This is a genomic window from Pantoea sp. OVA07A (assembly GCF_019969975.1).
Taxonomy (GTDB): domain Bacteria; phylum Pseudomonadota; class Gammaproteobacteria; order Enterobacterales; family Enterobacteriaceae; genus Pantoea; species Pantoea agglomerans.
Genome location: NZ_JAHXYM010000008.1, coordinates 1 through 23,899, shown reverse-complemented (window position 1 = coordinate 23,899; position 23,899 = coordinate 1). Strand labels below are relative to the sequence as shown.

General features: G+C 48.0%; 21 protein-coding genes. 10 read left to right on the top strand and 11 right to left on the bottom strand.

Going from position 1 to position 23,899, the window contains the following annotated elements:
- Positions 1-83 precede the first annotated feature (83 nt).
- The 6 genes from LC417_RS20255 (at position 84) to LC417_RS20230 (ending at position 5,853) form a co-directional block, all read left to right on the top strand.
- The gene (locus LC417_RS20255) at positions 84-1,547 is read left to right on the top strand and encodes a sugar porter family MFS transporter (RefSeq protein ID WP_010256816.1); all 1,464 of its coding nucleotides are present in this window, start codon (positions 84-86) and stop codon (positions 1,545-1,547) included.
- Positions 1,544-2,557 (top strand): Gfo/Idh/MocA family oxidoreductase, encoded by a 1,014-nt coding sequence (locus LC417_RS20250; RefSeq protein WP_033759856.1) that lies wholly within the window; start codon positions 1,544-1,546, stop codon positions 2,555-2,557. Before LC417_RS20255 ends, LC417_RS20250 begins: the two co-directional genes overlap by 4 nt.
- The gene (locus LC417_RS20245; protein WP_010256807.1) at positions 2,557-3,336 is read left to right on the top strand and encodes a TIM barrel protein; all 780 of its coding nucleotides are present in this window, start codon (positions 2,557-2,559) and stop codon (positions 3,334-3,336) included. Before LC417_RS20250 ends, LC417_RS20245 begins: the two co-directional genes overlap by 1 nt.
- Positions 3,337-3,404: 68 nt before the next feature.
- On the top strand, positions 3,405-4,325 hold the full coding sequence (locus tag LC417_RS20240) for a substrate-binding domain-containing protein (RefSeq protein WP_010256805.1): 921 nt from the start codon (positions 3,405-3,407) through the stop codon (positions 4,323-4,325).
- Between the two features lie 200 nt (positions 4,326-4,525).
- Entirely contained in the window at positions 4,526-5,359 is an 834-nt protein-coding gene (locus LC417_RS20235) for a winged helix-turn-helix domain-containing protein (protein WP_010256802.1), read from the top strand.
- Positions 5,356-5,853 carry a FidL-like protein gene (locus LC417_RS20230; RefSeq protein ID WP_223566290.1) on the top strand — a complete coding sequence of 166 codons (498 nt, stop codon included), beginning with the start codon at positions 5,356-5,358 and terminating at the stop codon, positions 5,851-5,853. Before LC417_RS20235 ends, LC417_RS20230 begins: the two co-directional genes overlap by 4 nt.
- 112 nt (positions 5,854-5,965) lie before the next feature.
- Here the strand turns inward: LC417_RS20230 and LC417_RS20225 are convergent, their stop codons facing one another.
- From LC417_RS20225 to LC417_RS20175, 11 genes are all read right to left on the bottom strand, one after another.
- Positions 5,966-6,400, bottom strand: a complete 435-nt coding sequence (locus tag LC417_RS20225) for a DcrB-related protein (protein WP_163800186.1) — start codon at positions 6,398-6,400, stop codon at positions 5,966-5,968.
- A complete protein-coding gene (locus LC417_RS20220; protein ID WP_072101312.1) occupies positions 6,393-8,576 on the bottom strand; it encodes a peptidase domain-containing ABC transporter in 2,184 nt (727 codons plus the stop codon). The genes LC417_RS20225 and LC417_RS20220 overlap by 8 nt, the downstream gene beginning before the upstream one ends.
- A 16-nt stretch (positions 8,577-8,592) precedes the next feature.
- Positions 8,593-9,741, bottom strand: coding sequence for an HlyD family secretion protein (locus tag LC417_RS20215; protein WP_223566289.1), 1,149 nt, complete (start codon positions 9,739-9,741; stop codon positions 8,593-8,595).
- Positions 9,742-9,877: 136 nt separating this feature from the next.
- A complete protein-coding gene (locus LC417_RS20210; protein ID WP_223566288.1) occupies positions 9,878-11,200 on the bottom strand; it encodes a TolC family outer membrane protein in 1,323 nt (440 codons plus the stop codon).
- A gap of 34 nt (positions 11,201-11,234) precedes the next feature.
- Complete coding sequence (locus LC417_RS22550) at positions 11,235-11,897, bottom strand: response regulator transcription factor (protein ID WP_010256781.1); 663 nt, start codon at positions 11,895-11,897, stop codon at positions 11,235-11,237.
- A 59-nt stretch (positions 11,898-11,956) separates the two neighbouring features.
- On the bottom strand, positions 11,957-13,012 hold the full coding sequence (locus LC417_RS20200) for a fimbrial protein (RefSeq protein ID WP_223566287.1): 1,056 nt from the start codon (positions 13,010-13,012) through the stop codon (positions 11,957-11,959).
- Between the two features lie 12 nt (positions 13,013-13,024).
- A complete protein-coding gene (locus tag LC417_RS20195) occupies positions 13,025-15,616 on the bottom strand; it encodes a fimbria/pilus outer membrane usher protein (protein WP_223566286.1) in 2,592 nt (863 codons plus the stop codon).
- Positions 15,617-15,641: 25 nt separating this feature from the next.
- On the bottom strand, positions 15,642-16,379 hold the full coding sequence (locus LC417_RS20190; RefSeq protein ID WP_033759838.1) for a molecular chaperone: 738 nt from the start codon (positions 16,377-16,379) through the stop codon (positions 15,642-15,644).
- Between the two features lie 62 nt (positions 16,380-16,441).
- Positions 16,442-16,972, bottom strand: coding sequence for a fimbrial protein (locus LC417_RS20185; protein WP_010256772.1), 531 nt, complete (start codon positions 16,970-16,972; stop codon positions 16,442-16,444).
- Positions 16,973-17,066: 94 nt separating this feature from the next.
- Entirely contained in the window at positions 17,067-17,288 is a 222-nt protein-coding gene (locus LC417_RS20180) for a hypothetical protein (protein ID WP_010256766.1), read from the bottom strand.
- Positions 17,289-17,297: 9 nt separating this feature from the next.
- The gene (locus LC417_RS20175; RefSeq protein WP_010256762.1) at positions 17,298-17,615 is read right to left on the bottom strand and encodes a hypothetical protein; all 318 of its coding nucleotides are present in this window, start codon (positions 17,613-17,615) and stop codon (positions 17,298-17,300) included.
- 1,025 nt (positions 17,616-18,640) lie between these two features.
- Between LC417_RS20175 and LC417_RS20170 the strand changes: the two genes are divergently transcribed.
- The 4 genes from LC417_RS20170 to LC417_RS20155 form a co-directional block, all read left to right on the top strand.
- Complete coding sequence (locus LC417_RS20170; protein ID WP_033770258.1) at positions 18,641-19,231, top strand: helix-turn-helix domain-containing protein; 591 nt, start codon at positions 18,641-18,643, stop codon at positions 19,229-19,231.
- A gap of 45 nt (positions 19,232-19,276) precedes the next feature.
- Positions 19,277-19,912 (top strand): helix-turn-helix transcriptional regulator, encoded by a 636-nt coding sequence (locus LC417_RS20165; RefSeq protein WP_223566285.1) that lies wholly within the window; start codon positions 19,277-19,279, stop codon positions 19,910-19,912.
- Between the two features lie 140 nt (positions 19,913-20,052).
- Positions 20,053-20,772 carry a hypothetical protein gene (locus LC417_RS20160; protein WP_223566284.1) on the top strand — a complete coding sequence of 240 codons (720 nt, stop codon included), beginning with the start codon at positions 20,053-20,055 and terminating at the stop codon, positions 20,770-20,772.
- A gap of 363 nt (positions 20,773-21,135) precedes the next feature.
- Positions 21,136-23,899 (top strand): Ig-like domain-containing protein (locus tag LC417_RS20155; RefSeq protein ID WP_223566283.1); only part of this gene is annotated, 2,764 nt, incomplete at its 3' end.

Genomic DNA, 23,899 nt, shown 5'->3' with positions numbered 1-23,899 from the left:
AAGCCCGCTTTAAAACTGGCATCCACTTTGCAACGCTGACATTAACTCTCACCTGTCAAAAACAATGGGAAAGTTAAGGTGTTATGCGTAAACATAATCTGAAGTTGTTGCTGTTCATCTGTTCCATCGCCTCCTTGAGCGGGGTGATCCTCGGTTATGACGCCTCAGTGATTTCCGGCGTTATTGAGCCATTAACGGAACACCTTGCGCTAACGCCGTGGCAAAGTGGATGGGCTGTTTCAAATGTCATTCTCGGCTGTATCGTCGGCGCTGGCTGTGTCGGCGCGATCTCAGATCGGATCGGGCGTAAACCTACACTGGTGATCACCGCGCTGTTGTTTGCCGTGTCTGCGGTGGGTTCTGCGCTGGCAGATTCACTAACCGGGTTTGTGATTTACCGGCTGGTGGGTGGCCTGGCGGTCGGGATGGCGTCGGCAATTACGCCGCTCTATATCGCAGAGGTCTCACCTAAGGACTGGCGAGGGCGCATGCTTGGGCTGCAGCAGATGCTGATGGTTGGCGGTCAGGTCACGGTCTATGTGGTGAATTACCTGATTGCACGCGGTATGCCCCATGCCTGGATAGTCAGTGAAGGCTGGCGCTGGATGCTGGCGTCGGGTGTGGTGCCTTGCCTGCTGTTTCTGGCACTGGTGCCCTTTATGCCGGAATCACCACGCTGGCTGGCGTTAAACGGCAAGCGTGAACGCGCGCTGGCAGTGCTGACCCGGCTTTCGACGCCTGAACATGCGCGGCGTCTGCTGGCAGAAATCAGTGCGCCGGACGCGGATTCTGTTACCCGTCAGCAGGGAACCCGTCTGCTCCGCGACGCCAGAATGCGTTACATCCTGTTGATCGGCTGCGCGATTGCAATTCTGCAGCAGGTTTCGGGCATCAACATCCTGCTGTATTACGCACCGTCGCTGCTGCAGAACATCTCACCGGATACACAGACCTCCCTCTATCACAGCATTTTCCTCGGACTGGCGCTGCTGGTCGGAGTAGCGTTTTGTCTGAACGCAGTGGATCGCTGGGGACGGACGCGTCTGCTGCGCTGGGGAGCGCTGGGTTGCGCTGTCAGCCTGGTGATTACCGCCTGGGCTTTTATAGCGCAGATCGGTGGCCTGCTGCCGGTCGTGGGCCTGGTGGCGTTCGTACTGATTTTTGGTATGTCATGGAGTCTGGGTGCCTGGCTACTGATCTCTGAAATATTTCCCAACCGGATTCGTGCCGTCGCGATGGGCTACGCCTTTTCTTCGATGTATCTCGCCAATTTCATCGTTACTCAGACTTTCCCGATGATGAACCGTAGCCGTTTGCTGATGGATCACTTCCATGGTGCTTTTCCACTGATGCTCTGCGCCGCTGGCTGCCTGGTGGCCTTCTGGTTTGTAAAACGTTTTCTGCCTGAAACCCGAGGCATCTCACTGGAGCACATCGAGCCGCTGATGCTTTCAAAATCCCGTCGTTTTGCCGCCAAAGCGCAGGCGACATCCGGACACCCTATTCAGCCTGACTGGGCTGACAACAAAAAACAGGAGCAGTTATGAACCTTAAAACAGTACGAGTGGGATTGATCGGTGCTGGCCGCATGGGCAGTTTTCATGCAGAGAATCTGGCGCTGCGGGTGCCTGGGGCACGGCTGACAGCGGTCGCCGACCTGCAACCCGGCGCAGCGCAGAAACTGGCAGACCGGCTGGGGGTGGAGAAAGCCTATACCGATATCCAGGCGTTACTCAATGACAGCGAAATCGATGCCGTTGCTATTGCTACGCCGGCTCGCACTCACGCCGAACTGGTGATCGCTGCAGCCCGGGCTGGCAAGCACGTGTTCTGCGAAAAACCGATGGCGGTAACGCTGGATGAGGCAGATCGGGCTATTGCCGCCGCACAGGATGCGGGCGTTGTGTTGCAGGTCGGCTTCAATCGTCGATTCAGTGCAGGCTTCGCCGCAGCTATTGAAGCTGTCAGAGCAGGCACCAATGGCACCACCCAGCTAAGCCGTTCAGTGACACGCGACCCTGGCCTGCGCGATCCGGCCCCGATCCCGCAGTGGACCATCTTCCTTGAAACCTTAATCCATGACTTCGACACCCTGCTGCACTTCAATCCGGGTTCCCGGCCGGTTGAGGTCTATGCGCTGGCTGATGCGCTGGTGCGTCCCGATTTTAAAGATAAGGGATTACTTGATACCGCGGTGGTGACCATCCGCTTTGATAACGGTGCCATTGCCACTGCGGAAGCCAACTTCCAGGCAGTTTACGGTTATGACGTTCGCGGTGAGGTCTTTGGCAGTAAAGGTATGCTGCAGGCGGGCAACATCAATCAGGACAACTGTGTGCGCTATCATGCCGAGGGTATTGCCATCGCAACGTCTCGAATGGATACCGATCTGCTGCGTGAGGCCTATGTTGCTGAAATGGCAGAATTCGCCCGCGCGATTCTGCACGGTGACACGCCGCGCGCTACTGGCACTGATGCGCGTAACGCGCTGGAAATTGCGCTGGCCTGTATTGAATCGGTGCAGCAACGCAAACCCATTCTGTTGGGAGAACGCTAATGGCCGGTTATCAGCTTTCAGTCTGTGCGGAGATGGTGTTTCTCGAACTGCCTTTTATCGCGCGTGTTGAGCGGATTCATGCGCTGGGATTTGGCGTGGAGATCTGGAACTGGGCCAACAAAGATATCGACGCGTTGGTGGCGACAGGTGCGCGTTTTACCTCCATGACCGGCTACCTCAACGGTAACCTGACTGATGATGATGAGATTGCAGAGTTGCTGCATAGCGCAGAAACCTCACTGGCGATTGCAGATCGTCTGAACTGCCCGAGCCTGAATCTGCATGGCACCGGGCTGGATGCTCACGGCCAGGCGGTTCGTCCGGTTGAGGTGGTCACTGGTGAGATGTGGCTTAAAGCGGCCGACACCCTGCGGCGTGTCGCTGCGCTCGGCGAGCAGGCCGGGCGAGTATTTACTCTCGAAAACCTGAATCTGGCGGTTGATCATCCGGGTACGCCGTTCGCACGGGCTGCCGATACGCTGGCGCTGGTCGAAGCGGTCAACAGCCCGGCACTGAAGATGAATCTGGACCTCTATCACGCCCAGATTGGAGAGGGCAACCTGATAGAGCTGATACGACGCTGCGGCCCCGCTATCGGTGAAATCCAGGTGGCTGATGTGCCGGGCCGCATGCAGCCTGGCACCGGGGAAATTAACTATCGCGCTATTGCCCGTGCGCTGGAGCAGGTCGGCTATTGCGGCGTCGTTGCGCTGGAGGGCTGGGCCGAAGGCGACAGCGAAACAGCCCTGGCACAGTTCCGCGATCACTTTACGTTGTGAGCTCTGCCGCCGGGTATTTGCCTGTTGCCCGGCGGTTCTATCAATAATAAACCCTACAGGATTACGCGATGAAAACCAAAATGTTAGCACTGCTGCTCAGCCTGATGATCAGCGTTACCGCCTGGGCTAAAACACCTAAAATTGGTGTCGCACTGGCTAATTTCGATCTTAACTTCGTATCGATTCTGCGGACGCAGATGGTGGATGAGATAAAAGCGCTGAAAATGGATGGGCAGTTCGTCGATGCCAAAGGGGATGTAGCTCTTCAGGTACAGCAGGTTGAAGACTTTATCAATCAGGGCGTGGATGCCATTATTCTCAACCCGGTCGATACACAGGGCGTACTGCCGATGGTGAAAGCGGCAGAAGCGGCGGGCATTCCGCTGGTGTTTGTTAACCGTAAACCGGAAGTGAAATTACCGTCCAGTATGGCCTATGTCGGTTCTGACTCTGCCCTGGGGGGTGAGATGCAGATGGAAGCGCTGGCAAAACAGATGAACTATCGGGGCAATGTCGCCATTTTAATGGGCGCATTATCAAATGAAGAAGCGCGGGAACGGACGCGTGCCGTTGAAGCGGTGATCGCTAAATATAAGCAGATGGCGGTAATCGAAAAACAGACTGCACGCTGGCAGCGTAATGAAGCGGTAGACGTAGTTTCGGGCTGGCTGCTTAATCAGCGACCGATCGATGCAATCGCCGCCAATAATGATGAAATGGCTATCGGGGCTATTATGGCGCTGAATCAGGCGAAAAACAGCCACATTCTGGTTGCCGGGATCGATGGCACGCCTGATGGTCAGCAGTTCGTCAAAAATGGAAAGATGACGCTGACTATTTTCCAGGATGCGAAAGGGCAGGCGACAGGCGCTGTGAAAGTCGTGAAAGCGTTACTGGATAAACAGAAAGTCGAATCACTGAACTGGATCCCCTATAAAACCATTACACAAAGTAATTATGCGGAGTTTGCTGCCGCTAATCAGCCATAAAAATTGCCGCTAACTTTATGATTCTTCGTCGTTTCTTAAATTATTAGCCAGCTGCCGGGCAGTGACGCACTCTGCACGGCCTGTTTTGCTGGCTAATCTGTAAAAATTTCCTTAATCGCCTGATTAACGCGTCTGTAGTGCTTCTTCATATAAGCTGAATTATACTGTCGATAAATGAGCGGAAATTCAGTGATTTCTTAATGATTTACATAATCGATGATCAGGTTTCTTACAATTCTGATGACTGCACGCTTAGCCACATTCCTACTCAGGAGTCGCTGAGCCTCAGTATTTCTTCAGGTCGGCTTTTTGAGCAGTTACTGAATTCCGGGGGAGAAATACTGGCGCGTGATACGTTGCTGACCGAGGTCTGGGATAAATATGGCCTGCGTGGATCGAATAGTAATCTGAATCAATATCTGAGTATTGTGCGCAGGGCGCTCGCGGCTTATGGCTGTGAAAATCTGATTATCACCATCCCGAAAATTGGTATACGCCTGAATACCGATATTAAAATTGAACGTCAATCAGCCCCGGTCATGGGGGTGACGGAAGTTTTAACTGATGACATATCGGAAGGAAGTATAACTGAAGGGTCTGCTGAAAACGTTGTCCTGCCTGCCACTCCGCCCGGTAATCAGCTGCCAGCTACGTCCGTTAACGTCACCCGGCGATACTGGTTTGCTTCTGTTGCTCTGATAGTGCTGGGCATGGTGCTCTGGTATTTCACGGTATCGCGTCCTGACGAGCAAATTATTCCAATGAGTTCAATAAAACTTGAAGGTGGCTGCGAAGCAGTATTATTGCAGGGTCTGGATGAGGTTGAACGACAGGCATTGGGTAAGCAAATAGTGCAAATTCTAAGGGAAAATAATCAAACCTGCGATGCGGGTCACCGGATTATTTTTGATAAAAACACCTCTTTTACTACTAAGAATTTCGGAAGAACGATTCTTTCATCGTGTAAAATTAATAGCGATGGTCATATCATCTCATGCGACAATTTTTATTATCTTGACTGGAGAATGGGATGAAGCGGAGCATTGGTATTAATATTATCTTCATGCTGGCTGCGCTATTAATGGTGACTTTTGCAGGGGTTTATTACTTAACACATCAGGCCAAAGATTTTCCTTTTCGCTGCTCAGCGTTTAGCCGTTACGATCTCAGTCGTAATGATGATAAACGAAATGAGTTCGCTGTTGCCCAGGATTTACGTTTTGATAAAAAGGATTCAGGCTATCTTTTGCTGAATGGGCAGGCAACGAGCAATGACGGTGTTACTATTCTTAACAGAAGGATTGCATTAATCAATGGCGCTAAAATTTCCGATGATACTTACCGGTATCAGATCAGCAAAGTTGTCACTTCGAATACTGATACTACTCCTGATGTCATCTTTAATAAGTTGTTAGCAGAGATCACGCTGGATCCAACGCATCTGCAGTTGGATGTCGATAAGATTGATAAAAATACCTATATTATCGGTGGGCCGATCTCCTATCTCTTTACCTGTCAGCGTTACTAAGCTCTGTAAACGGCTAATTTAGCGGTGTTCAGAATGCATGAAACCGGGAAGGGTTTATCCTGCCCGGTTTTTCTTTTAGCGTTATGTCGTCAGGCTTTGCTGAGGAAAAGCATCAGGGCCAGCTCTGGAAACTCTTCAGGATATTATTAAACAGCTGAATTTCTTCATCGGTCAGGGGGGCAGCCTTTGACAAAGAGAAAATTAATACATCCTCCAGGTTTAAGGTGAAAATCGCCTGTTTTTGATAAAGCCGGATATTATCCGGGCGCAGAAAATCATAAGTAATCATGATGCCTGTGCTCAGATTATCGCCCAACACCACGGGTTGATTTTCTTGCTGTTGCCAGTCTTTCATTTGTCTCTGCAGAATAGCGAGCTGGCTGCTGATATATTCTTCTGGATTGTTGTGATTGGCCAGTTTATCACGAGAAATAGTGACGGGTGGCATCGCTGAACGGGGATCCGCCAGCGTGTTCAGGGTTCGCTCGCAGTAGCCTTCCGGTAAAGTAATCATACCTTCGCTAAACCGGCAAATATTTTTATCCATGTGTAATCTCCATTTTTTTAGTTTTTTCTGTCTGGCCAAATAACTGCTCTGCGGTAACTTCACTGAGCGTACCGTTATTTAACAGGACGATTTTATCTGCACTTCTTATGGTTTCCGGGCGATGTGCAATCATGATTCGGGTGATTTTCATTTGCTTTATTGCATTGTTGATCTGCGCTTCGTTATAGATATCCAGATGACTGGTTGCTTCGTCCAGTACCAGTATTTTTGGTTCGCGGTAGAGGGCGCGAGCTAGCAGAATACGCTGCAGCTGCCCGCCAGAGAGAAACGATCCCATATCACCGACAAGGCTTTGATAGTTCATCGGCATTTTCATGATATCGCCGTGAATTTGCGCCAGGCGTGCTACACGGGTAATTTTTGCGTGGTCAGGATTATTATCAAAGAAGCTAATATTTTCACTGATCGAGCCTGAGAACAGGATGTCATCCTGCATAACACAGCCGATGCGGTTACGATGGTGTTCAAGTCCTGTCTGGGTAATGTCCATTCCGCCCACGGTGATTGTTCCACCTTCCGGGTGCAGCAGACCCAGAATGATTTTGGCCATGGTGGTCTTTCCCTGACCTGAAGGGCCGACAATCGCAACGCTTTCGCCAGCCTTAATTTCCAGACTGGCACCATTTACTACCCAGGGTTCGGTAGGTGCATAGCGGAAGCGGATATCCGTTAGTTTGATATCCTGCGGCGTTTCTGTCTCATCATGCGTATCTTTACTCACCAGTACCGGACTGGCTTCTGAGCTGACTTCAGTTTCTGACAACACGATATCGGCCAGTCGTTCACCATGCATACGCAGCATTCTGAAGTCGATTACGGCGTTGATCAGACCTGCACCGCGGCTCATAAACTGATCGGAGAAGCTAATAAAGGCGGTAAGCATACCTGCAGAGAAGTTGCCATCCAGTACTTGCAGCGCAGCCAGCCAGACCAGTACTACCCTGCCTACAGAAGTGAGCAATCCCTGGGCGGAACCAAACAAAATGTTAAGCTTCTGAATCACAATGCCTTTGTTGGTCGTATCCACCAGGAAATTCATATAGGCGGAGAGACGAGGCACCTGCTTGTTATTGGTTTTTACTGCCTGGATACCGCGAAGCGTTTCCAGTAATGAAGATTGCGTGCGGGCTGAACTGATGATTTGCTCTTCGTTGGCGCGGCGAACAGGATCATAAGCCATGAAGCGTAACAGTGCATAGGCGACAAAAAGGCCAATTACCAGCCAGGCAAGCTTAGCGTTATAGATAAACAGCATCACTACTGTCACGATCGACATTACCCCATCCAGCACAGTACTAATGAAGCGGCTGGTCAGCGTACTTTGGATGGTGTTCAGCGAGCCATAGCGGGACAGGATGTCACCAACGTGACGGGATTCGAACCATTCAAGTGGCAGCTTTAACATATGGTGACAGACATTGACCGTCCACTGCACGCTGAGCTGGCTTGAGAACCAGCTCATCACCCATGAGCGCAGCGCTGTAATCATGGTCTGAAACAACGCAATCATGATAAAGCCGATCCCGAGCAAGGAGAGTAGCGAGTAATCTGCGGAGACCAGCACCATATCCATCACCCACTGCATAAAGAAGGGGGAGAGTACGCCGAAAAGTTCCAGAGCGATGGACAGGATAAGCACCTGAGCAAAGGCAGATTTCACCCCTGTCACACTGCCCACCAGCTTCATCATCGAGATGCTTTCTTTTTCTTTTTTGACCTCAAAAGTGGAGGAGGGAACCAGCTCCAGTGCAACGCCGGTGAACGCCGGTGATGCTTCTTTAAATGTCAGTTCCCGAATGCCGCGTGCAGGATCGTGAAGCGTGATCTTATTGCCACGCACTTTTTTTAGCACAACGAAATGGTTCAATTCCCAGTGCAGAATGCAGGGCATGCGTAATTTAGACAGCTCTTCCATATCAACGCGTAACGCACGGGAACTCATATTGAGTTGTTGTGCCATGGCAATGACATCACTAAGTGTTGCACCCTTAAGCGACGTTGCGAACCTGCGACGCAGGGTGATCATGTCGATTTCATGACCGTGATAATTGGCAATCATCCCCAGACAAGCAAGACCACATTCCGTCGCCTGTGACTGACGAATCATCGGCAGGCGGTTAAACCATTTAAAATTGAGTTTCTCTAATAACAACACAGAACAGACCTTTTAATCAGAGAGAGATTTTGTGTCCAAGCGCAAAAATTGGCTCCAGCACCCATTCATAAAGACGACGTTTGTCGACGATAAAATCAGCATCCAGCGCCATACCCGGCTTGAGTTTTTCATTCTGCGCATAAGCAGTAATTGATTGTTTGTCCAGGGAGACCAGCACGCGGTACTGCTGTTCCTGAATATTGTTTTTGCCGGTTAACGTAGTGACTTCCTGAGGAGACAGAGCGGTGCGTGAAACCTCGATAACTTTTCCATACTGTTGACCAAACTTTTGATAAGGAAACGCTTTATAGCGCAGCACCACCCGCTGTCCCGGTTGGATAAAACCAATGGACTGCGTGTTTACCATGATGCGGGCGACCAGTTCAGTATTGCTTGGCAAAACTGCTATGGCTGACTGACCGGCGGTGAGCATCTGTCCATTTTTGACCATAATCATGCCGACATACCCGCTTTTAGGCGCACGTAATTCAAACGAGCGGCGCGCTTCATTTTCAGCCATCGACTGACGGTTATCAGCCAGTTGGCGCTCGATATCGTTACGCTTTTTCTCGTCATCCAGCGGTTTTTCATGCAGCTGTTGCTCGGTCTGAACAATTTTTTGCGAGATGTCCAACAGCTGACGTTGATATTCCTGGTAGCGCGCCTGGCTATCGAGCAGATTAGACTCCTGCTCTTCCATCTGACGGCTTGAGGCATACCCTTCGTTGTGCATGGCTTCCAGCTTGTCCAACTGCATTTTCGCCAGGGAAACCTGTTTCCGACGGTGTGTCAATTGCAGCTTCAGCTGCTCCTGTTGCAGTTTCAGGCTGGCGATAGTGTCGGTCAGGCCCTTCATTTCAACCTGATGAAGCTTTTCAAGCGTCACCAGATCCTGTTGAAGCCTTTCACGCTGGCCTTTCAGATTCTCGGCAATAACCTGACGAGTCTGACCTAACTGCGTTGAAACCTCTGATGACAACACCATCAGCACATCGTCTTTTTCAACATGCTGGCCCTCTTTTACCGGAATATCGACCACCGTAGCGCTTACGGGGGGCGGAATGATCAGCATGCCATTTTTAGGCAGCAGTTCTCCGGTAGAGGATTCATATTTTGTATAACTGCCAAATATAAAAAACAGCGCTGTCGCGGCAGTGATCAGCACTACAACGGAAATAACTAACCAGCGATAAGGTGGGCAATAGAGTGCCACAATGCCCAGGTTTCCACGGTTGGCTGCATCAAGTGCCTCCTGACGGAATAGTGACTGTTCCATTTATATAATCATCATGAGTAAGGGATTAACGGCACTGAAAAAAATTCAGCATGTCGATTGATAGTGATCCGGTACTTTGTGCCAGATTAATGAGGGCGTTCAGGTAATTGAAGCGAGCTTCAGCCTGATCTTTAAGCGCACTAAAATATTTTTGCTGGGCATCAAGCTCATCATTTACCGTACGGAAACCCATTTCCCGGCCATATTGAACAGACACCACTTTTTCGCGTGAAGACTCGACGGCATTTTTCTGCGCGTTGATTAACGCTTTTCCATTCGTAAGACTAAGCCATGCTGAACGTGTATCTGTAGTCGCTTTGCGTTGTGCTTCCATGGTGGAATATTTCGCTGCCTGACGGCGATAGGCTGCTTCATAAGATTGTGAAATCTGGCTGCCACCCGCGAATAATGGAATAGAAACGTTAACGCCATACTGCAGATTATTACTTTTAGAGTTAGTGCCAAAAATAGCATCATAAAGTAAATTGTCGTCGTTATCGTTACGGCTCCAGTTTTTGCCATATCTGGCGTAAAGTGACACGACAGGCATATGTGCGCCATCTGCAGCCAATACATCAGCATCGGCCTGATCATTCTGAAACAGGGCAATTTTGATTTCAGTGTTACGTTGCTGGCTGGCATTAATCGCATCAGTTAAAGAAGCGTAGGGCGAAGCGTTAAGGCACTGAAAGTTTACCGGCTCGACAGTGTCCGGGCTGACACCCGATAAGCGACGAAATGCTTCTCCAGCCAGCAATAACTGACTACTCGCCTCTATTTCTTTGGCCTGAGCAAGAGCGTAATTGGCCTTAGCTTCATCCAGCTCTGTACGAGTGTTTTGTCCATTCAGAATACCGGCCTGCAGTTTTTGCTGCTGTTGTTTGAAGTTGTGACTGGCAGCTTTCGCAGCCTGTAAAACTTCCTGCTGATAGAGCACCGAAAAGTAGGCATTACTGATCGCATTTAATAACTTTTCTTCAGCTTTTTTTGACTGGGCTTCAGCGGTATTGGCAATAGCAACGCCTTTACGCCAGCCAGCATATTTACTCATATCAAACAGGGGTTGTCTGACACTGAGATCGTAACTGTGATTTGTTACACCACTTTGATATTTTTTATCCGGCTGTTCCTGACGATCCCAGTTTCCTTCGAGCGTCAATGTGGGCAACATTCCGGCCATACCCTGCCAGTATTTTTGCTGATCGGCTTCACTGGTCATCTGGCTGGATTGCAATGCAGAGTCATAGGTTAATGCGGCTCGGGCAGCCTGCTGTAAGCTGGTCGCATAAGATCCAAATGGCACGCAGGACAGTACAATAAATGCAATTTTAAAATTATAAAATTTCATGATGCTCGCTGTTTCTTAAAAATTAAGCCCGAAATTAAATGAGTTGCTGGGCAAAGACATATTTAATCAAATCAGTATTAGACTGCAGCTGAAGTTTACGCATGGCGTTATATTTCTGCGTTGCAACCGTACTGATACTACGTTTACGTGCTTTAGCTATCTCCATTAAACTGTACCCGATAGCAAAAAGTCTGATTACTTCAACTTCTGCGGGTGATAAAAGAGTCTGTGCGGGCTCCTCTGAAGCAGAATGCGCCAGATCTTTCATCTTTTCTGAATAAAATATTTCAGAATTCGATGAGCAAACCCAGTGCAAAGCTTCTACCAGATCCCGTATATCATCACGTTTGCTCACTATTGCATTTACCGGAATTTGCAATATTCTTTTCAAAATGGCCGGGCTATTCTGTGCCGTAAAGATAATGATTTTAAGGTTAGCATTATGGTTGTAAATTTCTTCTAGTTTTCTAACGCCGTTCAAATCATTACGTTCAAAGTTAAAGCAAAAATCAGTAATTAATATATCAGGAGGATCGCTATTAAGTTTTACAAAAAGGTTTTCTGCTTCTACCGGGTATGCTGCAATGTCCAGGTTGTGAAATCCGGTTGAGAGTATTTTTTGTATTGAATAAAAAATAAAAGGACTCTCATCAGAGACACCAACTTTAAACCTCCTTCCTTTTAATGGCCTATCCACTGATAAAATCCTTTCTCAGTTTATAAAGTCTGGTAAAGGGCTCCGAAGAGCCCATATGGTTACTGATAACTAATGGTATAGGTAGCAACTGCGTTAGCACTACCAGGAGTTATTGTGGCAGCAGTCTGGTAATAACGTGCATATAAGGGCACTGTTATCAATGCAGACGACAGTGGATAAGCTGCAACTCTGTATGGTGCTGCCAGTGCAACAGGTTGCTGGCTTTCATTCAGAATCTGAACACCCACTCCGCTGGCAGTTGAGGTCGAATTCAGAGAAACTACGCCGACATCCGATAGCCCATCAGCCGCATCCCCATCCAACTGCATCATAACGTCAAAGGTACCTGAAAGAAGTGCCTCACAGTTAAGCTGAAGATTAAAAGCGGTAGATGGGCTGGTTTGTCCAATACCGGAACCCAACCCACTACTGGTATTCGCTGTGTAACTCCCTAATGACACCTTCGGGTTAACATCGCCTGCTGCTGAGCAGGTTTGATCCCTCACAGTGATGCCGCTTTTAATATATCTGACATAAAGTTTCAGGTCATTTCCTGATACCAATGAGCCTACATCAAATACGTTGACATAGTCCGGAAGCAAATTGGGGCCAGCCATCGAGTTTGACGTCCGCACAATCTGAAAAGGCACATTCAATGTGACATCAGTATAAGCACCGACTGTACCGCCACTGGTTAACGCGTAAGTAGCGATCTTGTTGCCGGTAGGAATATTGGCAGCGTCGGTGGACATTTCACCACCGTAACCGGTATAAATGGTCAATCCATAACCAAGTGCATCTTCAGCTATTGTTTTACGCTTTAAGTAAACCTCTGCTGTTAATCCATCTAAAAACTGTTGCAGATTATCCAGGGCACATTTGAACGTGACTGTTAAATTGCCACTATAAACGACCGTGCCAACCGGAACAGCTGCCGAAATGTTTATCCCCAGTGAGCGGAAATCTAATACCGCATCAGAAAGAGATTTTTTGCACGTCAGTGTGACATCATCTGCCGCGTTCGCATTAATTGGTGCTAGCATGACGAAACCAGATACTATAATCATGATGCTGACTATTCTGGTCAGTGTCCTTCTTAAGTTAATAAACATCATAATGTCACCCGATTAACCCTGATTATCTTTGTTCATTTCGCCGTTAGACACGTAGCGAACAGGTTTTGATTGATCGCTGCTGCATGTTGTTGTGAGCCTTGCAAGGGTGTTGTTTTCACTGGAATTAACAACACCAGACTCCAGGTTAACCAGACACTTATCACTGGCTGCTTTACCCCAGGAAATATGCAGGCGGCTGACATCTTTATTTAACCTCACATAAATCTGACCACCCTGTGAAACAGTGGTGATAAGGTTACCGTCTTCATCATTAACCGTTGCACCAAATGGCAAGGCATTTCCGTTCGGCTGATTAGCCCGAATTAACAGTGGCTTTCCTTTGCTGGTTTTATAATCAAGTCTGACGACTGCACCCTCAACAGGAATAACGCGCTGCTGAGTTGATTCAAGCTCAACATCCAGTGGAATTCCTTTTGGGTCGATGGCCAGTTCGTTTATCCGGTACGGGTTAAGGTTTGGCACAATAGCTTTGCCGCTGCCGTTTAACACAATATTGGGATAGCCAAGTACACGCGCGCCCTCTGCATCTTCTGCGGTAACAACAGCATAAGTCGTAGACTGATAAGCGCTGAAATTAATGCTATCAGGTAAAGCGACTACCGCACCGCTGATACCACCCGAGGCAGAATAATAGTTTTCCCCTTTAGTATAAGACGCCGTCAGCATACTGTAGGGCGAACGGTATTGCCCACTAACTGAACCGGACTTCTCATTATCAGTATCGCGCGCTATTCCAACGTTATAGTTATATTGGTCATGTTCACCCAGAACTCCATTGACAGCTGTTTGTGCATTCACACCTTGTTTATTATGTGTCGCACTTCCGGTTACATAACTTTGACTATCGCTGCCAATTGGCACCGAGAAGTCGAGTGACAGTTGAGTGTCATGCCCGCCGGTTGAATATAATAATCGGTTTGCTGATAAAGTATAGGAGACCCGACCAATTGTATTATTGTAACCCAGCTGAAATTGCGTATTTGTTCCGGCAGAATCCCAGTAATCCTGAACGAAACCAGTAAGATAGATATTCCCATATGACTCCCCAAAATTTTGGCTTGCCGTCATAGAAAAACGTTGTTTGGGGCGCGAAAGATAATTTGACGAACTGTTTTTATGATTTTTTTTATAATAGTTATTGATTTGTAATGCGTTATCAAAACTGTAATAACCGGATGATGAGAAGCGGTAAGCCGCCAGAGTAAAATTCGTGTTAGTCTGAGAAACCTTCTTACTATAAGTTGCCCGATAACTTACACCTTGCTTTTTCTCATCACCATATTTTGTTTGAGCGCCAGTAATATCCAGTGAGATCGCACCAACAGGTAAACCAAATGCACCTCCCAACAGCACAGAGGTGTAGTTATCTGATCCCAGAATACCTGAGTAACCGGTCAGACTATTGCTAAAACCATGCTGAATAGTGCCCTGATAGACCGAAGGTGTATAAACCATATTGTCTTTTCGGGATACACCACCGGTCAGACTATAAAAAGTCATGCCCGGACGTTTCAGACGCGTCATCGCTGCGTAAGGAACTGAGAAACGGGTCTCACCGCCGTCAGCTTCTTTCACGGTCACGTCTAAATCACCACCGTAGCCTGTAGGATAAAGATCGGTGATATTAAAAGGGCCTGGTGAGACCGTCGTTTCATAAATTTTGTTGCCATTTTGCGATACAGTTACCTGAGCGTTGGTTCGGGCTACGCCGCGGATTTCTGGTGCATAGCCTCGCTGAGAGTCTGGCCACATCTGGTCAACTGTAGATATTTGCGCACCACGAAAAGAAAGCGTATCGAAAATTTCGCCACTGGTATTACCTTCACCTAATAACAGCCGTGATTTTATTTGCGGAATATCACGCTGGACATAGGTATTAATTGCATCGTAATGATGATACTCGTTGTTTTTTTGACGTTGCCAGCTGAGAGAACCATCGTGACGGAACATCCATCCGCCAAGGTTAAAGCCCGCCAGCGCACGGCCATAAAATGAGTCATATGGCTGACCGTGATTTACAGAGCGATAATAGTTAGTGTTATAGGTTAGCGTAAGTGCTGTTTCACCCTTATCCCAGAATTCTGGCGCAACGTAGCCGCGCGCAGATCGCAACAGATAAATTTGCGGAATTGAGATATCCATCTGCATATCGGCAGAATTGATAGCTGCATGACTCTCTTTAACCACCTCCTCCAGCGCCATACACTGTTTACCAGAGCGCAAATCTTCAGCTTGTCCCGGGCTAAAAACTGTGTCCTTAAGTGACAAGCTTTTGACCAGATCATAGGAAAGGCACGCTTTGGTACCCGCCCCTTCACGAATGACCTGAACATTTTCCCGACCAATCTGACGACCATTCAGGAAAATATCCAGCGTATAAGTACCAGGATCAATAGGGTTACCGGTTGCATAGCGGGCCACATCAACTTTAACGCCCGGTAAATTCTTCACAAATGATTCGTCAAAATCATACGAATTTTCTGCAAATGCGGCGCCTGTTGATGCAGTTAAAAAAAGCGCCAGAAAAGATCGGTAAAATATTTTTGCCGTTGGTTTATTATTTTTAATCATCCTTGCCATCATTATTACCCCTGATGAGTTACCAAAGTTACTGACTAATTTTGGCGTCTACATTGCGTGCAGCGCCATAATCATCCAGATATTGATAATGAAAGTTTGTTTTTATTTGATTTGCGTTCAATCCTTTTAGGGAGAAGCTTTTTGTTTCGCCTGGTGCAAGCATATCTCCCTTTTCACTGACTACTTTTCGCCCCGCGTTATCCTCGGCATTGATCTGTGAAACGTTGACGTAAAACGAAGAGTTATTGGTTGCTGTCAGCTGATTCGCTTTCTCCCCTTGATGCCAGATAAGACCCGACGCTGCTTCTGTGGCTTGCATCGCATCGAACCGGGCTGGGCGAAAGAAAATTTTGATGCGGCTACGAATAGCCATTTGCAACTGATTTTGATTCGCAAGGCTTTTATCGCGAGGAGGGATGTCGAGTACGTTAAGCCAGAATACCGACTCTTTATCTTTGGGCAGGTTTGAACCGGTATAAACGATACGTAATGTCTGTCCTTTGTTAGCCTCCATACGGAAAACAGGCGGTAGCAAGACAAACGGTACGTTTATTTTATCCAGTGCTTCATCAGGATTTCCATTGTCAATCCAGGCCTGTACCAGCGCAGGTTGATTGCCATGGTTATCTAAGCGGACTGTGACTTCTTTTTCTGTTGCGGGGTAGATTACCCGGGTGCCGATAATCGTCACGCTGGCAAAAGCCGATGAGGTCACCGTAAAAGCCAGCAGACAGGAGATCAAAAATTTAAAACTTTTTTTTTTCATGATTTTGACAGAAATGATGATAGAGGAAGAGAGGTGGGAACAGATGCTCCCACCATAATCAATTACAGGTAATTGATTGAATAGTTCACAGCTGATAAGACGGTACCAGCAGTAGCTGCACCAGTTGCATAGTACTGAGCAGAATAGGTCAGAGTACCTGCACCAGCAGTCAGAGCGACAGTTTTTGGAGAGGTGGTCTGCTCAGTGCTACCCGCGTTCAACACGCCATTTCCGCTATCCAGCAGCTGCAGGTCAACATTCGTTGCAGTACCAGTATTGGTCAAACGACCATCAGCATTGACGTTGGCACCTTGTTCAAAGTAAGCGTACACGTCACCAGTCGTAGCTGAGCAATTGCTCAGCGCCATAGTGAAGCGAGTGTTACCTGCAGTCTGACCAGATGTGCTTAAAATACTACTTGCTACTTTAGGCAGTGTAACGGTTGCAGTGCTGCCGCCGCCGTTTACGCTTACAGTACAAGTCTGAGACGCAATATTTCCTGTGAAGTTAATGGTGCCATCTGAAGCTTCAGCAGCATTAACGTGAGCAGCAGCCAGCATCAGACCAAGAGCAACCATAGATAACTTTTTCATATACTTTCCTTTGTATAAAATAATTAATAACATCAATTAATGAACGATTTAATAATCGTTCACTTCCCTGGAGGATTCATTCCTCACAAGAGAATTAGAAAATCAGCAATCCAAATACGACTGCTGCTGCGACACCAACAATACCCATGCCAAAGGCAGACCCACTAACCGGGTTCGCTGCTGGAATTGAGTCTGGGCGCGTCCATTCAGTTTTCTCTTCTGAGCTTGCGCCTAGCTGCTTAAAGAAATCCAGGATCACCGAAGTTAATGAACCACCGCTAACGCCTTCGATTTCTTTATTGTTCAATTCACGCATGTTGTTTCCTTAAGCTGTAATTACAGATGCATTAGGATCAAACTGGTTTTCAACGACCGCGTTAAACCAGCCTGCCGTGCTATCCCAGCCATTCATAGCACCATATAAAGCACCATCAACAAGACCAAGGACTGCGCCGACAATCAGACCTACACCGGCAGAGACAATACCAACGCCTAACACGCCACCGGTGCTTCCGCCACTCATTCCCCATTTAAGACCAAAAGAACTAATACCCGTAACGGCACCGACAACTACAGCGCCAATAAAGTCAAAAAAACCTGCTCCTGAAACGTTTTGCATTTCAAAAGATGTTAACTCTCTCATCGATATCTCCATGTATCATTTTTTCAATATTATTATTTATGCCGCTTCTAGCGAACGGCGCTATTAGAATGGGTGGTCATAAAAAATGAAATAGTAAAACATCCATAATTCTTCTTTTGTTATCGTAAGCAAGGATATGGCTATTATATTTTTACATAATATTAACTGCTGTTGGTATTCTGGAATTTTTTGAGCGTACATTATTCTTATGCGGGATTTAACCATTAACAGCACTGCTTATGCCTGATGCTTAAAATTATCTGGCATCCGGGAAGCGCATGCCATGAACGCGGTTCAGTGAAACTGATTTATCTATGAATAAGCTTGTGCATAAATTCATGAGTTAATGATTTCACTTGCCTGAATGTGATGTCATTTGAGAAGTGGAATTAAAAAGGGAAAAATCCCATTTGCCAGTTTCTGGTGATTTAAGCTAATTAAATCATATATGTCAGGATAAAAAACTAAATATTTAAAGATAATCAATTTAAGTATCTGTTCGATGGGTGCCGTGGTTTAATTCCTTCCATGCAATGCTGCCTGACAGCGTAACTTTAGTAAGGAGCATTAACATTGATGCCAATTTGATTTGTTTCTTTTCAGCCATGCTGGGAAATTGAGAGAGGTGTTTAAATGCGTGCTTTTAAAATAGCATGCTCATAACATCATCTTTCAAATGGTAATGGGAAATTCTTTTTTTAGGAAAAAAGTTATAACACTGCCCGTAAGGTGCTACAAAGTAGATTTATGTGCTAACTAAACAGCGTTTGAATGGTGTAAGATCTGGTTATTGTTTCTTTTATTAGCCTGAATGTCTTTATTTATTTGTAATTGCGGTTTTGAATTTTGTTGGGACGGTTTTATTATAGTGGAACCGATAAAGACTATTTTTAACTGCCCGAGTTATGGAGGCGAGCTCAGGTAAGCGAGTACACCAGGCGAAAGAGAAAGAGACTATAAAAAACTGATTTTACGAATTGTTGCTAATCACTGACCAATGCGTCAGTTAGATTGAGTTAATTAATATGTATAGAGTGACTGAAAATCATGAACGGATCATCGATGCATTAGCAGGATTTACGCAGATTGCTAATCCAGATGAAATTTCAAGAGGCAAGCGCCGTTATCATTTGACTAAAGATCATGTACGTCGCGTTATGTTCATTCTTGACGGCGATTTTTTACTTAAACTTAAAGGCGAGAATAAGGTTTTGAATATCTTATCCGCTCCGTTTGTTGTCGGCGTCACTCCAGCTTTAGACGAGCCGCCAGTCTATCTGGAACGAGTCGATTATGGAAAAGTCAGTTTCATTGACTATGACGTGTTCTGGCGATTGGTTTTTGAGAAAGATCTTTTTAATGACGCAATGTCTATTTTATCAGGACAGTATTCTGATCTGATGAATTACATTCAGTTACCAAAAAGTAACTCATATGATGAAGTTCTTTCTTTGATTGAAAGATGGAAAAAACTGCCGACTCATTTAAAGAAACGATTTTCAGCACTATATCTTATTGAAAATAGTTCTCATTTATCAAAAAGTTCCATTTGCAGAGTGCTCAAGGAACTAAAAGAGAAAGGCGAATTGGTACTGATTAACGGTAAGTTCACCTGAATATAATATTTGTCATCGTGAATTTTGTGATGCTGAAGGGAAAAAATGGATGTTAATGTGGTTTGTACGGATGACAATTACTTCTTCAGACTGGGCATATCAAAGGTAATTGAGGAGGCACTGCTATCTGATGCAGAAGTAAAATTTTTATCAGGTTTTGATAGTCATAACCTGCGGCAGGCTGACTTCATCCTGATCAATGTTTCGCAATGGCGTCTTTATATGTGTCAACCCGCTTATCGCGAGCGAAAGCCTGGCAGTATCATATTGGTATTTACCGATGATTTCGGAGAGGAAATTAAAAACCCGTTACCATTTTGTTATCAATCTTTGCTTGAAGTGTCAAAAAGGGATTCGGTACGTTTAATCACTGAGAAAATAACCAAGGCCTGGTTAAACACTCAGGGAAGAGTTATGGGATATCTGCCTTCAGACTGTTTACGGTGCGAATTTGCACGTATCACCGTGGTGCAACTTCAGGTGCTTAGTTTTTTGAAGAAAGGATACAGTGTAATCCAGACAGCAAAAAGGTTAGATTTGTCAGTTAAAACAATCTATGCACATAAATATAATGTGATGAGAAAGTTCGCTCTGAAAGGAGACAAAGAATTTAATGCATTTATCAATGATGTCTCGTTGCTTGAACTTTACAAAGGAGTTATCAATGTAAATGAGATTTAACGTTATCCAGAGGCGTAGGCTCACCCTTCTGCGCTGTTTAAATTTCCCATTTTTTATTTTTTAAGGAGTTGTCAACTCCTGTTCAACATCGGATATAAGGTGTTTTAAATATAGTGATTAAGCACCTTAAGGAGAGTTATATGGAAAATAATTCACGTTTAACATGCAAAGCATCGAATAGTCCCTTTAAATTTATGCAGGGAGCAATGCTGAGTATGGTTTTATTACTTACAGGCTACCTGTACTGCAATTATGTTGAGGCGGCGCCATTGCAGAACGCTCCTGCGCCATCGTTGTTTAAAGAAGTCAAAAATGACAAGGCGCCGGAGCAGATACACGACCCGCGTGCGCACATTATTGTCTACCGTATTGATGAAAAAAATCCTGCCGCATCAAAACGCGTCGTTAACGTATTTGTTAATAATCAATACTATACTAGCGTAATGTCAGGTGATAGAGGGACTGAAATTAGTGTGTGTCCTGGCCAGAAAAAACTGGACGTTATGTTCAGCCAGCATGATTTTGTCCAGCCAGCAAAAATTGAAGTACCCACACCAGAGCTGAAATCAGGTGAGCGCTATTACTATCAGTTAGCGGTAAATGATCAGCAGAAAATCACGGCGCGTCTGGTGCCTGCAAAGGAAGCTGAATCTGTTTTAACCAGTCTCAAAGCACAATCACGTACGTTATCGCGTGTAGTGAATGAACGTTCTTGTTCTGAAGCGGGCGAGTCAAAACTATTGAATCACCCGGTGGCTTCTTCACTATTAAATTCTGACAGTAGTCATGCTCAGAGCAATGCTGTGAAGATAGCTGATAAAAGCAGTAAAGCTCAGGGCGCTGCATACTCACTGTATTGATGCAATCTGGCACCATATTTTTTATTAATCAGTTCTGATAATGCCGTTCACTGACTCCAGAATCAAGAGTTGTGCTGGAAGCAATGTCAGGATTGCAGATTATCTCGTCATAAAATCACGGTTATTCGAAGTATATGAATATAGAGATTAAGGGTTTGTGAAAGCCTTATTTCTATTGAATTTTATCAATCCTCGTTAATTAAGAAGGTTGTTATGTTGAAAGTGAACTTGCGTGGTGTGAAGGGTATTATCTCTTCATACACTGTTGATACAAAATCTGAAAATCCTACAACGATCAAAGTTCCGCATCAGGGTGCATTAAATATAGAACTGATCGATAGCGCTACAGGACATGCTCCGCAAATGGTTGTAACCAGGCGCGTTGGCAATAATCTGCAGCTTTTCTTTAGCCAGGATGATTCTCAGCATCCTGATATTGTACTGGAAGATTATTATGATAATGAAAACGTTCATCTGATTGGGCTGGGCGAAAACGGTCAATTTTATGAATATGTGCCGACTTCCGGCGATGTGGCTGAATACCCGCCAGCTTTAACTGAAGGTCAGAGCGGTGAACAGGTATTAGGTGGTGAAGGATATGCCAGTGCCGATCCGCTGACTGCCAGTCATAACAATTTTGGTTGGTTGCCTTTTATGCTGCTGGGCGGCGCGGCAGGCGGCGTTGCTATTGGTGCGTCCGGGCGTGGTAGCAGTGGCCATGACTCTTCCGCTAAGAGTGTATCGGTGACACTTGATCCTGTTGCGGACAGTGATAATGATGGTCGTCCAGAGTTTTCCGGAACATCGAATAGCCCTGACTCACAGGTTGTCATTCAACTGCCTGATGGCACCCAGATCACGACCCAGACGGACAGTGAAGGTAACTGGTATGTGGAAGCACCGACTTCACAACCAAATGGCACCGTCACTGTTACGGTAACTGATAGTGCGGGCAATAGCGGTAGCCTGACTGAAGAGTTTACTGACACCTCTTCGCCAGAAGCGGCGGTTATAAATAGCAATGATGATGAACAAATCTCAGGTAAAGCAGAACCTGGTTCAACTGTGGTTATTTCCGATGGCAGTACCGGTGAAACCACCACGGTTGTAGTTGATGAAAATGGTGACTGGAGTATCCAGCCTAACCCTGTCCATGAAGGGGATACCGACGTAACTATCGTGGTTGTCGATCCTGCGGGTAATGTCTCTCCGCCGTCCAACGGTTCCCGACCGGACATAACTCCTCCAGATAACATCAACTCCGGCATTGTCAGTGACTCAGTCACCCTGACGGACGACGTCGGTGCGATCACCGGCGAGATTGCCAGCGGCTCGGTCACCGACGACGCGCGGCCGACCCTTTCCGGCGACGCAACCGCCGACATCGATCACGTCAATATCTATGACAACGGCGAGCTCGTCGGCAGCGCAGCGGTGGACGCGGACGGCAAGTGGAGCTGGACGCCGGAGCAGGATATGGCGGACGGCACCTCTCACGACCTGACGGTTGCGGCGGTGGATGCGGCGGGCAACGAAGGCCCGCAGGCAGACGGCGACTGGAGCTTTACCGTTGACACCAGCACGGCGGCTCCGGAAATCACGAACAACACCGAGGACGAGCTGGCCGGTAACGCCGAGCCGGGCGCGGTGATCGTGATCACCGATCCGGTCAGCGACAGCGTGACCAGCACGGTGGCGGATGCTGACGGCCACTGGAGCATCCAGCCGAATCCGGCGGGCGTGGACGCCAAAGACGTCGTGGTGGAAGCCACCGACGAGGCGGGCAACAGCAACAGCGTTGTGATCGACGGCCCGACAGACAGCACGCCGCCGGATAACCAGACCTCGGGCCTGGTCATCGACAGCATCACCCTGACCGACGACGTCGGTGCGATCACCGGCGAGATTGCCAGCGGCTCGGTCACCGACGACGCACGGCCAACCTTCTCCGGCGACGCAACCGCCGACATCGATCACGTCAATATCTATGATAACGGCGAGCTCGTCGGCAGCGCAGCGGTGGACGCGGACGGCAAGTGGAGCTGGACGCCGGAGCAGGATATGGCGGACGGCACCTCCCACGACCTGACGATTGCGGCGGTGGACGCGGCGGGCAACGAAGGCCCGCAGGCAGACGGCGACTGGAGCTTTACCGTTGACACCAGCACGGCGGCTCCGGAAATCACGAACAACACCGAGGACGAGCTGGCCGGTAACGCAGAGCCGGGCGCGGTGATCGTGATCACCGATCCGGTCAGCGACAGCGTGACCAGCACGGTGGCGGACGCGGATGGTCACTGGAGCATCCAGCCGAATCCGGCGGGCGTGGACGCCAAAGACGTCGTGGTGGAAGCCACCGACGAGGCGGGCAACAGCAACAGCGTTGTGATCGACGGCCCCGGCGACAGCACGCCGCCGGATAACCAGACCTCAGGCCTGGTCATCGACAGCATCACCCTGACGGACGACGTCGGTGCGATCACCGGCGAGATTGCCAGCGGCTCGGTCACCGATGACGCGCGGCCGACTCTTTCCGGCGACGCAACCGCCGACATCGATCACGTCAATATCTATGACAACGGCGAGTTCGTCGGCAGCGCAGCGGTGGACGCGGACGGCAAGTGGAGCTGGACGCCGGAGCAGGATATGGCGGACGGCACCTCTCACGACCTGACGGTTGCGGCGGTGGACGCGGCGGGCAACGAAGGCCCGCAGGCAGACGGCGACTGGAGCTTTACCGTTGACACCTCGGTGCCGGATAACCAGACATCGGGTTTGGTGGCGGACAGCATCACACTGACAGATGACGTCGGTCCGGTACAGGGCAAGATTGAAGATGGCTCTGTCACTGACGATGCACGTCCGACCTACTCAGGCACGACTACCGCAGACATCAGTTACGTCAATATCTACGACAGTGGCAAGCTGATCGGCAGCGCAGCGGTAGAGGCGGACGGCAAGTGGAGCTGGACGCCGGACAGCGCGATGAGCAGCGGGGCACACGCCCTGACGGTCGCGGCGGTGGACGCGGCGGGCAATGAAGGCCCGCAGGTAAGCGGCACGGCGGATGCGGCGTGGGACTTCAGCGTCCTGACCAGCGCCCCGGCGCAGCCGGCGATTGAAAACG